Source organism: Peribacillus sp. CSMR9, from assembly GCF_033141925.1.
Taxonomy (GTDB): domain Bacteria; phylum Bacillota; class Bacilli; order Bacillales; family DSM-1321; genus Peribacillus; species Peribacillus simplex_A.
The window spans coordinates 104666-118240 of the sequence record NZ_JAOPHO010000001.1; the positions used below are offsets into that span (position 1 = coordinate 104666).

Annotated in this window: 11 protein-coding genes and 3 pseudogenes; 9 read left to right on the forward strand and 5 right to left on the reverse strand. The window is 38.8% G+C overall.

Annotation, left to right across the window (positions count from 1 at the left end; genetic code table 11):
* Positions 1-417 precede the first annotated feature (417 nt).
* Both rnjA and N9I19_RS00535 read right to left on the reverse strand, forming a co-directional pair.
* Entirely contained in the window at positions 418-2088 is a 1671-nt protein-coding gene (rnjA, locus tag N9I19_RS00530; protein WP_061462260.1) for a ribonuclease J1, read from the reverse strand.
* 3 nt (positions 2089-2091) lie between these two features.
* Positions 2092-2301: a DNA-dependent RNA polymerase subunit epsilon gene (locus N9I19_RS00535; protein ID WP_061462261.1), complete on the reverse strand. Its 210-nt coding sequence runs from the start codon at positions 2299-2301 to the stop codon at positions 2092-2094.
* Positions 2302-3254: 953 nt separating this feature from the next.
* On the opposite strand from N9I19_RS00535, the gene N9I19_RS00540 reads away from it, so the two are divergent.
* Positions 3255-4022, forward strand: coding sequence for a Cof-type HAD-IIB family hydrolase (locus tag N9I19_RS00540; protein ID WP_317776712.1), 768 nt, complete (start codon positions 3255-3257; stop codon positions 4020-4022).
* Between the two features lie 48 nt (positions 4023-4070).
* Here the strand turns inward: N9I19_RS00540 and def are convergent, their stop codons facing one another.
* Positions 4071-4625, reverse strand: a complete 555-nt coding sequence (gene def / locus N9I19_RS00545) for a peptide deformylase (protein WP_061462263.1) — start codon at positions 4623-4625, stop codon at positions 4071-4073.
* A 205-nt stretch (positions 4626-4830) separates the two neighbouring features.
* A pseudogene (locus N9I19_RS00550) lies at positions 4831-4935 on the reverse strand (YjcZ family sporulation protein); the annotation flags it as partial.
* 267 nt (positions 4936-5202) lie between these two features.
* Here N9I19_RS00550 and N9I19_RS00555 point away from each other — a divergent pair.
* From N9I19_RS00555 to N9I19_RS00585, 8 genes and pseudogenes are all read left to right on the forward strand, one after another.
* Complete coding sequence (locus N9I19_RS00555) at positions 5203-5865, forward strand: YkyA family protein (protein ID WP_061462264.1); 663 nt, start codon at positions 5203-5205, stop codon at positions 5863-5865.
* Between the two features lie 640 nt (positions 5866-6505).
* Positions 6506-7621, forward strand: coding sequence for a pyruvate dehydrogenase (acetyl-transferring) E1 component subunit alpha (gene pdhA / locus N9I19_RS00560; protein WP_061462265.1), 1116 nt, complete (start codon positions 6506-6508; stop codon positions 7619-7621).
* Positions 7622-7624: 3 nt separating this feature from the next.
* On the forward strand, positions 7625-8602 hold the full coding sequence (locus tag N9I19_RS00565) for an alpha-ketoacid dehydrogenase subunit beta (protein WP_061462266.1): 978 nt from the start codon (positions 7625-7627) through the stop codon (positions 8600-8602).
* A gap of 177 nt (positions 8603-8779) precedes the next feature.
* Positions 8780-8887 (forward strand): annotated as a pseudogene (locus tag N9I19_RS25105) (biotin/lipoyl-containing protein); the annotation flags it as partial.
* 243 nt (positions 8888-9130) lie between these two features.
* Positions 9131-10081, forward strand: a pseudogene (locus N9I19_RS00570) (dihydrolipoamide acetyltransferase family protein); the annotation flags it as partial.
* 3 nt (positions 10082-10084) lie between these two features.
* Positions 10085-11497 carry a dihydrolipoyl dehydrogenase gene (gene lpdA / locus N9I19_RS00575; RefSeq protein WP_061462268.1) on the forward strand — a complete coding sequence of 471 codons (1413 nt, stop codon included), beginning with the start codon at positions 10085-10087 and terminating at the stop codon, positions 11495-11497.
* A 267-nt stretch (positions 11498-11764) separates the two neighbouring features.
* Positions 11765-12022: a hypothetical protein gene (locus N9I19_RS00580; protein ID WP_309145510.1), complete on the forward strand. Its 258-nt coding sequence runs from the start codon at positions 11765-11767 to the stop codon at positions 12020-12022.
* Positions 12023-12067: 45 nt separating this feature from the next.
* Positions 12068-12892 carry a polysaccharide deacetylase family protein gene (locus N9I19_RS00585; RefSeq protein WP_317776714.1) on the forward strand — a complete coding sequence of 275 codons (825 nt, stop codon included), beginning with the start codon at positions 12068-12070 and terminating at the stop codon, positions 12890-12892.
* A 26-nt stretch (positions 12893-12918) separates the two neighbouring features.
* Here the strand turns inward: N9I19_RS00585 and N9I19_RS00590 are convergent, their stop codons facing one another.
* On the reverse strand, positions 12919-13353 hold the full coding sequence (locus N9I19_RS00590; protein ID WP_061462270.1) for a DUF1885 family protein: 435 nt from the start codon (positions 13351-13353) through the stop codon (positions 12919-12921).
* Positions 13354-13575: the final 222 nt, after the last annotated feature.

The following is a 13575-nucleotide window of genomic DNA, read 5'->3' on the forward strand; positions in this document are numbered from 1 at the left end:
TTCTTTACGTTTCGCATATATAGATTTTACATCTTCATTATGACGCAGATGATCTGCTTCTTCCATAATTCTTGCCAAAAATAGCGTGTCACCGCTTACTTTCGGAAGCTATCATTAATACCCGATAGAAAATCTGTTCAAACAGGTCAGTATCTTTAAAGCTCCGCCCATTTTTTTTCGCGATCGTAGAGAAGCGTGGCACTTTAACATGGAAACCGTAACCTAAACCAACGGCCATGTTGTTACGCAGACCTTTGAATAAATATCTTTCACCAAGTCATGCCCGGAAAGCAAGTGCCCTACGTTCCAATCACCGGTCAAATTTAGTAAACCTAAAAAAACTGTGGACAAACTCAATTATAATTGAGTTTGTCCACAGTCTGAAAACCCAGCCATATGATGGCTGGGTTTTTTTGTTTATTGGACTTCCATGATGATCGGTAGGATCATAGGACGGCGTTTAGTTTTTTCATATAGGAATGGAGATAAAGTGTCTGTAATTTCATTTTTAATTTCAGACCATTGAGTAGTTTTGCGATCCATCACTTTATTTAAATGCTTAGTGATCAAGGATTGAGCATCACTGATCAGGTCTCCCGATTCCCTCATATAAACAAATCCGCGTGAGATGATGTCAGGGCCGGACGCAATTTTGAATTCCTTCATATTTATGCTGACAACGACAACCACAAGACCTTCTTCGGAAAGAATCCGACGATCGCGTAAGACGATATTACCGATATCCCCGATGCCGCTTCCATCGATATAAACAGAGCCTGAAGGGATTTTACCAGCAATTTGTGCTGTGTTTTCACTTAAGGAAAGAACTTCACCATTATCCATGATAAAGCAATTTTCTTCCGGGACACCGCAATCGACTGCATGACGGGCATGAAGTTTTTGCATGCGATATTCACCATGGATTGGCATGAAGAATTTTGGCTTTATCAAACGAAGCATTAGTTTTTGTTCCTGCTGTCCGCCATGACCTGAAGTATGAATATCATTCAGTGGCCCTGAAATGACGTCTGCACCTGCACGATATAATTGATTAATCGTTCTGGAAACACTGATTGTATTACCAGGAATAGGTGAAGAAGAAAATACGACTGTATCACCAGGAATGATTTGAATTTGACGGTGAGTCCCATTTGCTATCCTTGACAGTGCTGCCATTGGTTCACCTTGGCTGCCTGTACAAAGGATGGTTACTTTGTTCGCAGGCATACGATTTAATTGCTGTACATCTATAAATGTATCTTTAGGCGCTACGATATAACCAAGGTCTTGGCCAATTGATATGGCGGAATCCATACTGCGGCCAAAAACAGCTATTTTACGGCCATTAGCCACGGCTGCTTCTACAACTTGCTGAAGGCGATGGATGTTCGATGCAAACGTTGCAAAAATGATCCGGCCGTCAACCTTACGGAAAATGTCTTGAATGGTATCGCCGACACGGCTTTCAGACATAGTGAAGTTCTGCACTTCACTATTTGTGCTATCCGAGAGTAAGCACAATACGCCTTCTTTGCCAATTTCAGCCATCTTGGTCAAGTTTGCTGGCTCGCCAACAGGTGTGAAGTCGAATTTAAAATCACCAGTATGGACAATTTGCCCAGGTGGCGTTTTTACAACGATTCCATAAGAATCAGGGATACTGTGAGTTGTGCGGAAGAATGAGACGGAAGTTTTCCGGAACTTGATCACTTCATCTTCACTGATTTCAATCATGGTTGTCTGACGTAAAAGGCCATGTTCTTCCAATTTATTCCGAAGTAATCCAAGTGCAAGCTTCCCGCCGTACACAGGGACATTCACTTTTCTAAGTAAATAAGGAATCCCGCCAATATGGTCTTCATGGCCATGCGTGATGAAAACACCTTTAATTTTATCTACATTTTTCTCTAAATAGCTGTAATCCGGAATCACATAGTCAATACCGAGAAGTTCATCTTCAGGAAATTTAATTCCAGCATCAATGACGATGATCTCATCTTGAAACTGAACAGCATATGTGTTCTTACCGATTTCGCCTAAACCGCCCAGGGCGAATACAGCTGTTTGATCATTTTTTACAAATTTCATAAATTATAGCTCCAATACTTTGTAATCTTCATTTTGTTTTTCATATTCTAAATATGCTCCGGTTACCGGTAGTACAATTTCTACGTTATAAGGTTCTTTTTTTAATTTTAAACGGACGTCACGAACAGATTCACCTTCAACAAACACTGTTTTAGTATTCTCCCTGATGGGAACCTCTGCTATGGTTACTTGATAGTATACCTTAAAAACCATTTTAATCTCTCCTCACTTGTTTGCATTGCTTTTTTCATTATATATAAAAACAACAATTTTTTCATGTTTTTCAACATCATGTAAAAATAAACCCAGCTCCGCCATAAAAACGGAAGGGGTTTTGATGAATTAAATATACCAATGTCTAAAAAAGTATATAAAAAAATAGATGGCAGATATCGGGTATCAATCCAATTATAGCTTCCTCTATCATATATCCTATCCGTTTTTACTATGTGTAAAACTTAAATCGCTAAGAAAAGTTTCTGCAAGCTTCTTTTCAAGCGAAAATAGTTTACTCACTTTATCCTATTTAAATGGGATCCTTTTTCGCAAACGATTTCTTTCTTAATTATATAGTACCATTGGGTACAGCGTTTCATGAAAAGAAAACGGCTAATAATTTGATGAATTATGTAATCACCTTGCATATCAATGCCAAGATAGAAAGAATGCTTAACAAGAACTTTACAACAAGGAAGAAGCCCTCCGCAAGTTTTTGAAGGGCTGTCCGAAAAAAATTCGCATATGGATGACGGCCATGGCAGGATATGAATGGCAAATCATGCGATAGATTTTTTTCTTAAAAGATCATTCCACTGTTTAACAAGCTTTTTACGAAGCTTTTTTAACATGGCGATCACGCTCCCTTAGTTATTATTGTATAGGATTATTCAATAATGTAAATATGTCTTTACAAGTACTTGGCCCATTTTTGAAAAAAAAGGCACATTCATACCGACAACTGTGATTTCAGAGGCAAGAAGGAGGGGAGAAGTGTAAGATGGAAAACCTGAGTTTTAGTTCTATTAAGAATAGTATATGCTCATTCTTGAATACAAACCGTAACTTTGAGTGGAATTCGGTAGAGTTACTTGACTTATCTTGATGACAATTATTAAATGGGTACATATTAAAAAAGGAAAAATGAATGAATTGGAAGTGAATCGTTAGTGAAAATCGTATTTTTTGATATTGACGGAACATTGCTTGATCATGAAAAAAAGTTACCTGCTTCAACGAAAAAAGCCATTAAGCAATTACAGGAAAGCGGGGTTTTCGTAGCGATTGCCACTGGAAGGGCACCGTTTATGTTCGAGTCTTTAAGGGAAGAACTGGGCATCGATACATTCGTTAGTTTCAATGGACAATACGTTGTTTTTGAAGGGAAAGTCGTTTATAAAAACCCTTTAAGCATAACTGAGATAAAAAGGCTTCACGAACATGCTGAAAATAATAAAATACCAATCGTTTTCATGAATGAGGAGACAATGAAATCGAGTGTCCCACATCATAGCAGAATTGAAGAAGCATTAAGCACCTTGAAGTTCCCACACCCTGAACATGTGGCAGACTTTTACGAGGACCATGAAATATACCAGGCCTTATTATTCTGCTCGGAAGATGAAGAAGGGAATTTTGTTGGGAAATATAATGACTTTCACTTTATTAGATGGCATGAATACTCGACGGATGTACTTCCATTCGGGGGTTCAAAAGCTGAAGGCATTAAAATATTAATGGATAAAGTCGGGTTTGCTCTTGAAGATGTTTACGCCTTTGGAGATGGCTTAAATGATATAGAAATGTTAAAAGTAGCGGGATATGGCGTGGCAATGGGGAATGCCGGTCAACTTGTGAAGCAAGAGGCAGACTTTGTAACGAAGGATGTCGATGATGATGGCATACTTTTTGGTTTGAAGGAACTTGAACTGATTTAAATAAAAACTCCCGTCAACCAAAAGACGGGAGTTTTTGTCGCTTATACGTTACCTTTCCACGGCAATGGAATTTTCCGGAACGGCATAGGGTTCTTCCTGATTGATATGATCATAAAACATGATTCCATTAAGATGGTCGATTTCATGTTGAAAGCAAATGGCTGCGGTGCCTTTAAGGCGGAGCTGAACCGAATTTTCTTCCAGGTCCGTACCCACAACCGTTATTCGAGCATAACGTGGTACATAGCCGGAAACGGGGCGATTAACGGAAAGACAGCCTTCTCCGGATGTCAAGTATGCTTTCTCCACTGAATGACTAATGAGTTTTGGGTTGAAAAGTGCATAGCTATACAGTTGATCATCTTTTTCTTTCAAATGGACCGCAATCATCCTTTTTGAAACATTAACCTGTGGTGCAGCCAAGCCGATTCCTGCCCTTAACCCGTATAAAGCAGCAATATCGGGCTTTTGGCTGTTTTGGACGTATTCCATCAAGCTAGCTAAAAGTTGCTTATCTTCATCTGACGCCGGAAGTGGAACCTCCAGCGCGACTTTCCTTAATATCGGATCGTCTTCCTTAACAAAATCATCCATAGTAAGCATAATCTTTCACCCCATAGAAATTCTTATAATATGTATAGGTTATTTTAACAAAAAAAATGCTGAAAGTTAATGGGAGGGATGGAATCGGTCGACAAATTCCTATCCCAGCCATTATTTGTTGAGGTCTTTTAAAAAAAATAGAAATTTTTTTGTGAATAGGGTAAATAGATAACATTTTCGGGTAAAGGTAAAAGTAATTATCTGTTTAGCAAAAGCAAGCGCCGACAATGATGAGCAGAATGAACAGGACGATGATTAGGGCGAAGCCGCTTCCAAAGCCGCAGCCTCCACCACATTGACCACCGTAACCAAAGCTGGGTTCAACGGAAACCGGATAACAACAATCCTGGTTGTAACCTCCATACATAATTTCATACCTCCGTTTTTGTATTATTAAAATGTTGACCACTCTGATTTGAAACGGTCCCTACAGCCTATGCAGTATGGTTTAAAGGGTGTAGGCTTACGCCCAGTAATGAAAAATTCATGTTCGGAATATGATTAGTACAAGTGTCTGTGCTTAAACAGAAATTTAGAGAAATATGAATCTACAAAGAACTATCAGAAGGAGCTGTCTATGTTGAAGCGTTTTGGTCCATATGTTATTTTACTTCTTTTTTTAGCGATCTTGACCGGTTGTTTTAATGGTTCACCGGAAGAAAGAATCCACAAGATCCTAGAGAAAACTGCAGAAAAGGAAAGTGATTTCACCGAGAATCAGGAGCCACTTAATGATTTAGAGAAAAAAGAAAAAGAACAGTATGAGAAAATCATTAAACTTGGCTTGGAAGAGTATGAACAAATCGTCGAGCTTTCAGATGAAGCAACTAAAAATATTGACCAAAGGGAGGAAATAATTGAAAAGGAACAAAGCAGCATGCAATCCTCGAAAGAACAATTTAATAAAATAGATGAACAAATCGGGAAAATAGAGGATGAAAAGGTAAAAAAAGAAGCGACTGAAATGAAAAAGGTCATGAGTGAACGTTATAGCACCTACGACAACTTATATGATGCCTATCAGCAAAGTCTGGCAAATGATCGTGAATTATATGAACTGTTTAAAAAAGAGGATTTGAAAATGGATGAATTACAAGGACAAATCGAGAAAATCAATACTTCTTATACAAAAGTTTTGAAAGCGAATGAGCAATTTAATGCATTAACGGTAAAGTCCAATCAAAAAAAAGAAAGTTTTTATGACAGTTCGGGCATAGAAATGGCAGACTCAACAAAATAATATAAGTAATGATGGGCTGTGATCCTCACTCACAGCCCATTTTTTGTGGATCCAGTTTTCTATAAACTGAAAAATTCTAGAATGATTTTTAAATGCAAATAGCCGAAGGTAAATTTCAGTACCTGTACTAAAAAAAAATGAAAATAGAAAATCTAACAGCAGACTGATATGAAAGCGTTTGAATATTTTTTTAGAATATTATCTTAAAGGCTCAAATGCCTTTAGTTAAAGCGGTTTTGGAATCGATTGGATAGGCTGAGGGATTGAAATATTATCTTTATTCATCCATAAATTGAAAAATGGTGGGGGATTAATAGTACAGTTGTAAAACGAAAACTGATACAGAGAAGAAGTATGAGTATTGTAGATTCTCGTAAATCAAAAAAATAAGGAACTCCAAGTGATTGACTTGATGTTAATTCATCTTGTAAACTAAATCTGTAAAAGTTCTTGTATCATTTTCCTTGATTTTTTTTATGGTACAGAATAAGATTGAGACATATTAAGCATATCCACGTTTGAGGGATTGGTCTTAAGGGAAAAATAAAACAATGAATTGTTGAAGAAACTATAAAGCAAACTATTTTTGCTTTAGAGAATAATAATAGCAAACCTTTTTAATGAAAGGATGAGGTGCCAAATGGCTCAAAAAACTAAACAAGCTAAAATTAATGTTCAAGATCAGCTTAAGAAAGTGGAAGAACAATTTGAAACTTTCCAAATTTTAAATGAAGAGGGAGAAGTCGTTAACGAAGCGGCAATGCCTGATTTAAGTGATGAACAACTGCAGGAATTAATGCAACGTATGGTTTATACCCGCATTTTGGATCAACGTTCTATATCACTGAACCGCCAAGGCAGATTGGGGTTCTATGCACCGACTGCCGGTCAAGAAGCTTCTCAGATCGCTTCCCAGTATGCATTGGAAAAAGAGGATTTCATTCTTCCAGGTTACCGTGACGTGCCGCAAATCGTTTGGCATGGCCTGCCGCTTTGGCAAGCATTCTTATTCTCTCGGGGACATTTTAAAGGAAATCAAATTCCTGAAGATGTCAATGTGATTTCCCCTCAAATCATTATCGGTGCTCAATATATCCAAGCTGCCGGAGTGGCACTTGGTATGAAGAAACGCGGAAAAAAAGCTGTAGCAATCACTTATACCGGTGACGGTGGAACCTCACAAGGTGACTTCTATGAGGGAATTAACTTTGCAGGTGCATTTAAAGCGCCAGCTATCTTCATCGTGCAAAATAACCATTTCGCAATCTCAACTCCGGTTGATTTACAATCAGCATCGAAAACATTGGCCCAAAAGGGTGTGGCTGCAGGTATTCCTGGCATCCAAGTTGATGGTATGGATGCATTGGCTGTTTATACAGCAGTTAAAGAAGCGCGTGAACGTGCAATTAATGGTGAAGGCCCTACATTGATTGAAACATTAACTTACCGTTATGGACCACATACGATGGCTGGGGATGACCCGACACGTTACCGTACTTCAGATATGGATAATGAGTGGGAATTAAAAGATCCATTGGTTCGTTTCCGCAAGTTCTTGGAAAACAAAAAACTCTGGAATGAAGAATTAGAGAACGAAACAATAGAAAAAGCAAAAGACGATATTAAAGAAGCAATCAAAAAGGCTGATGCAGAACCTAAGCAAAAGGTTACAGACCTTATTGAAAACATGTATGAAGAAATGCCTTATAACTTAAAAGAACAATATGAAATTTATAAAGAGAAGGAGTCGAAGTAAGCCATGGCTCAATTGACGATGATTCAAGCAATTACAGAAGCATTACGTACAGAACTTAAAAATGACGAGAATGTACTCGTTTTTGGAGAAGATGTTGGTCTTAATGGAGGAGTTTTCCGTGCAACGGAAAATCTTCAAAAAGAATTCGGCGAAGATCGTGTATTTGATACACCTCTAGCTGAATCCGGAATCGGTGGATTAGCTGTCGGTCTTTCCTTGCAAGGTTTCCGTCCTGTTCCTGAAATACAATTCTTCGGTTTCATATATGAAGTAATGGACTCCGTAAGCGGTCAGCTTGCTCGTATGCGCTACCGTTCAGGCGGACGTTACAGTGCGCCGGTTACAATTCGCTCACCTTTTGGAGGCGGAGTGCATACTCCGGAAATGCACGCTGATAGCTTAGAAGGTTTAATGGCTCAGCAACCTGGGTTAAAGGTAGTTATCCCTTCCACTCCTTACGATGCTAAAGGCTTATTGATTTCGGCGATTCGTGATAATGACCCTGTCATTTTCCTTGAGCACATGAAATTGTACCGCTCTTTCCGTCAGGAAGTTCCTGAGGAAGAATATACAATTCCATTAGGAAAAGCGGATGTGAAAAGAGAAGGAACGGATTTATCGATTATTACTTATGGTGCGATGGTACAGGAATCAATCAAGGCAGCTGAAGAATTGGCTAAGGAAGGTCATTCCGTAGAAGTGGTCGACTTACGGACTGTATCTCCATTGGATATTGATACAATCATTGCTTCTGTAGAAAAAACAGGACGCGCAATCGTTGTTCAAGAAGCACAAAAGCAAGCTGGTATAGCAGCGAATGTTGTCGCGGAAATTAACGAACGTGCCATTTTGAGCTTGGATGCTCCAGTACTGCGAGTGGCGGCTGCTGATACGGTATTCGCGTTTTCACAAGCTGAAACAGTATGGCTCCCTAATTATAAAGACATTATTGAAACGGCGACTAAAGTCTTGAAGTTTTAACAATCTTAATCAATGGAATGAATGTCCTGCTTGAGAAAGTAATTTCGCATTAACGGTAATGCAAGATAAAGGACTTTATTCAAAGCACTAAGTATGATTTAATATAGGAGGTTGAACTCAGTGGCATTCCAATTTAGACTCCCTGATATCGGAGAAGGTATACACGAAGGTGAAATAGTGAAATGGTTTGTAAAACCAGGAGATAAGATTCAAGAAGATGACGTGCTTTGTGAGGTTCAAAACGATAAGGCCGTTGTTGAAATCCCATCACCAGTGGAAGGTACCGTTGAAGAAATCCTTGTTCAAGAAGGAACGGTTGCCGTTGTAGGTGATGTACTTGTAACATTCGATGCTCCAGGATATGAAGATCTTCAGTTTAAAGGGGATCATGGAGAAGAAGCGAAGACAGAAGGTGCTAAGAATACGGAGGCTCAGGTTCAAGCTACAGCTGAAGCTGGACAGGAAGTCAAGAAAGAGGCTGCTCCGGTTCAAGAAAATAGTGCAGAAACGGGCGCGGGATCACAACCACAAGTTGAGGCGGATCCTTCACGTCGTATTATCGCCATGCCTTCTGTTAGAAAATATGCACGCGAACAAGGGGTAAATATTCGTGAGATTTCTGGTTCTGGGGATAACGGCCGCATCATGAAAGATGACATCGATGCTTTCAAAAACGGCAAAACGGCTCCACAGCAACCAGCAGCTCAAAGTGAAGCTTCACAACAAACTGATACGGAAAAAACCGAAAAACAAAAAGTTTCAATTCCAGAAGGGCAATATCCTGAAACTCGCGAGAAAATGAGCGGTATGAGAAAAGCGATCGCCAAAGCAATGGTTAAATCCAAACAGACAGCTCCACATGTAACATTAATGGATGAAATCGATGTGACGCTATTGGTTGCTCACCGTAAAAAATTCAAGGGAATTGCTGCAGAAAAAGGAATCAAGCTTACTTTCCTACCTTATGTTGTTAAAGCGTTAACAAGTGCATTGCGTGAATTCCCTATGCTAAACACATCATTTGATGATGAGGCTAGTGAGATTATCCATAAACACTATTACAATATCGGAATTGCTGCAGACACAGACAAAGGACTGCTCGTTCCAGTTGTAAAAGATGCAGATCGTAAATCAACTTTTGCTATTTCACAAGAAATTAATGAATTAGCGACGAAAGCCCGTGACGGCAAATTGGCTCCTAACGAAATGAAAGGTGCTTCTTGCTCCATTACGAATATCGGTTCCGCAGGCGGTCAATGGTTCACACCTGTAATCAATCATCCAGAAGTTGCCATTCTAGGGATTGGACGCATTGCCGAAAAAGCAATTGTACGCGACGGGGAAATTATCGCCGCTCCAGTTCTGGCATTATCACTGAGCTTTGATCACCGCATGATTGATGGGGCTACTGCTCAGCATGCATTGAATCATATCAAAAAGTTATTGAACGACCCAGAATTATTGTTAATGGAGGCGTAAACAATGGTAGTAGGAGATTTTCCAATCGAAACAGATACTTTAGTGATCGGTTCAGGCCCAGGGGGATATGTTGCCGCAATTCGCGCAGCGCAGCTTGGACAGAAAGTAACGGTCGTTGAAAAAGGAACAATCGGCGGAGTTTGTTTGAATGTAGGCTGTATCCCATCGAAAGCTTTAATTTCGGCAGGACACCGCTTCCATGAAGCTCAGCATTCAGAAGACATGGGTATCTTTGCAGAAAAAGTTACTGTTGATTTTTCTAAAGTACAAGCTTGGAAAGGTACTGTTGTAAAAAAATTAACTGGCGGTGTAAGCAGCCTGTTAAAAGGTAATAATGTTGATGTTGTAACTGGCGAAGCTTACTTCGTTGATGAAAACAGCATCCGTGTTATGAATGAAGACTCAGCGCAAACATATACATTTAAAAACGCAATCATCGCTACTGGTTCATCGCCAATCGAGATTCCGTCATTTAAATATACAAAACGTGTACTTAATTCCACTGGTGCTCTTGCTCTGGAAGAAGTTCCAAGTTCGATCGTGGTAATCGGCGGAGGTTATATTGGTACTGAGCTTGGCGGAGCGTTCGCAAGTTTTGGCACTAAAGTGACCATCCTTGAAGGTACAGAAGAAATTCTTTCTGCAGGCTTTGAAAAACAAATGGCAGCACTTGTTAAACGTAACCTTAAAAACAAGGGCGCTGAAATTGTTACTAAAGCAAATGCTAAAGGCGTGGAAGAAACTGAAACAGGTGTAACCGTTACTTATGAAGTAAAAGGCGAAGAGAAAAAAGTTGAAGCCGATTACGTTTTAGTAACAGTGGGACGTCGTCCTAATACTGCAGAAATCGGTTTGGAACAAGTCGGAATCAAAATGACTGACCGCGGTTTGGTCGAAACGGATAAACAATGCCGTACAAGCGTGAAAAACATTTATGCAATCGGAGATATCGTTTCTGGACCTCAGTTGGCTCATAAAGCTTCTTATGAAGGTAAAATTGCTGCTGAAGCCATTGCAGGACATTCATCTGAAATCGACTATCTTGCTATTCCGGCTGTTGTATTCTCTGAACCGGAACTTGCTTCTGTCGGTTATAATGAAAAAGAAGCGAAGGAAGCTGGAATCGAAGCTCTTGCTTCTAAATTCCCATTCGCTGCAAATGGACGTGCCCTTTCATTAAATAATACGGACGGATTTGTGAAGCTTATCACTCGCAAAGAAGACGGATTGGTTATAGGAGCACAAATTGCAGGACCAAACGCTTCTGATATGATTGCAGAACTTGGTTTAGCTATCGAAGCGGGAATGACTGCCGAAGATATCGCCATGACAATCCATGCACATCCAACATTAGGGGAAATCACAATGGAAGCTGCTGAAGTTGCCCTTGGAACTCCTATTCACATCATTAAGTAATTATTTTATAAAAGCGTACTGCAAATGCAGTACGCTTTTTCTTATTTGCCAGATAAAATGAAGGATTACCCCAATTCATAAATTTTTCTTTACACTAGTTAAATGAAAAGGACAAAAAGGGCATAAGCTATAAAAAGGACGTCTTACTTTTTTCCTTGAAAAGGTTTGAATAAGGTAAAAGAGGATAAAAAATAAGAAGAGCGATTTGCTGAACGAATATTTTTTCCAATAAAAAGTTTATTGCTGATATATTCATATTAAAATGGGGTGGATCACTTGAAAAATTATCTGGTAATCCTCTTTCAACTAATCGTTTGGAGTGGGTATACATTAGTTGAATGGCTTTCCGTTAATGATCGATTTGTTTTCAAAGTATTCATGTTTCTGGTCTTCTCTTATTTAGCCATTTACATTGGTAAAATGATTTTAAAATCCAATAAGCGCACCTTGCTTGTTACCGTGATAAGTTTATTATGTTACGGAATTTTGCAAATCCTATTGGAAACGCTTGTACCGGTTTATTGAAATTTTCGTAAGGTCAACAACGACACAAGAATCCACGGGGGAACCATGATTAACAAAGTATTAGTATTATTTACATTTTCATTTTTATTTATGGGCTGCAATGAAACCAATGTCGATCAAACTGAACATGAGAATCAAAAAAGTGTGGAAACGACAACTACCGTCCAAGATGAAAGCCAGCACGAGAAAGATCTGAAAGTAGAAACATCAAAAACAGATGGGGAAATGAATGTTAAGGCAGAATATCGGTTGGACAAAGATGATTGGTCATTTAAACCCATTGGGAATGCAAATCCGAAAGTTGTATTGTTAACCTTTGATGATGCACCTGATAAATATTCGCTAAAGATTGCCAAAACCCTTAAACGACATGAGGTACCTGCGATTTTTTTCGTGAATGGTCACTTTCTTGAAAATGATGAAAATAAAGCGATGCTAAAAGAAATTCATGAAATGGGTTTTCCTATCGGTAATCATACATATTCTCATGTGAATTTAAAAGAGTTGAGTGAAAAGGAACAAGAGAGGGAAATCGTAAAATTGAACAATTTGGTTGAGGGTATTATCGGGGAACGCCCTAAGTATTTCAGGGCGCCTTTTGGATCGAATACAGATCATTCAATAAAAGCCGCTGAGAAAGAAAAAATGTTGGTCATGAATTGGACATATGGATATGACTGGGAAAAAGAATATCAGGATAAAAAAGCTTTAACTGAAATCATGCGGAACAGCCCTTATTTAGGAAATGGCGCGATCTTGCTGATGCATGACCGGAAATGGACGAGTGAAGCGATAGAGGATATCGTGAAAGGGTTACAAAAGAAAGGTTATAAGATCCTTGATCCAAAATTAATTGAAACGCCTGCATGAGCTGATTTTCGGCTTCAGCAGGTTTTTTATTTCCTTGGATAGTAATACATCACTCGATTATTGAAGAGATGGAGCTGCGCCCGTAATTTCTTTGCAAGGAACTTGCACAATTCATTTGCTTTTCCTTTATCACCGGAAGTTGCTGTTTCTGGGAGTGTGAATTGAATATAGGATTGAATCCGCTCTAATCCATCTTCATCCCTAACGACTTCTTGGTCAACGCCTATCAATATCATATGGTAACGATCCTCATTGGATTGAAGGTATATTGCCTTATCTTTCATTCTTTCAGGTTCTTTCATTTCATATGGAAATGCTTTCTTTTCATAGTCCCAATCCAGTTGCTTTCCGGTTTTCGCAGTGATCATTTGATAATAATTCAGCAATTCTTTAACGTCTTCGATGGTTACTGTCGCTTTCACGGACTCGGGAACAAGTTTGATATAGGCATTTTCAGTCATTTGGAACCCCCTTAGATCTATAGATGTATGTATATATTAACATTTTATGTTCGTATTATATACTAATCTATATGTATATTTATAGGTAAAATTCCATTTTCAATTTGCTTGGCTGAGATTGGAATGGCGTAATATGTAAAAAACAGCCCCGAGAACCCTGTGTTTTTTGAATTCAAATGTATTAAATGGAAAATATATATATGTTATACTTTTTGGCTTGAA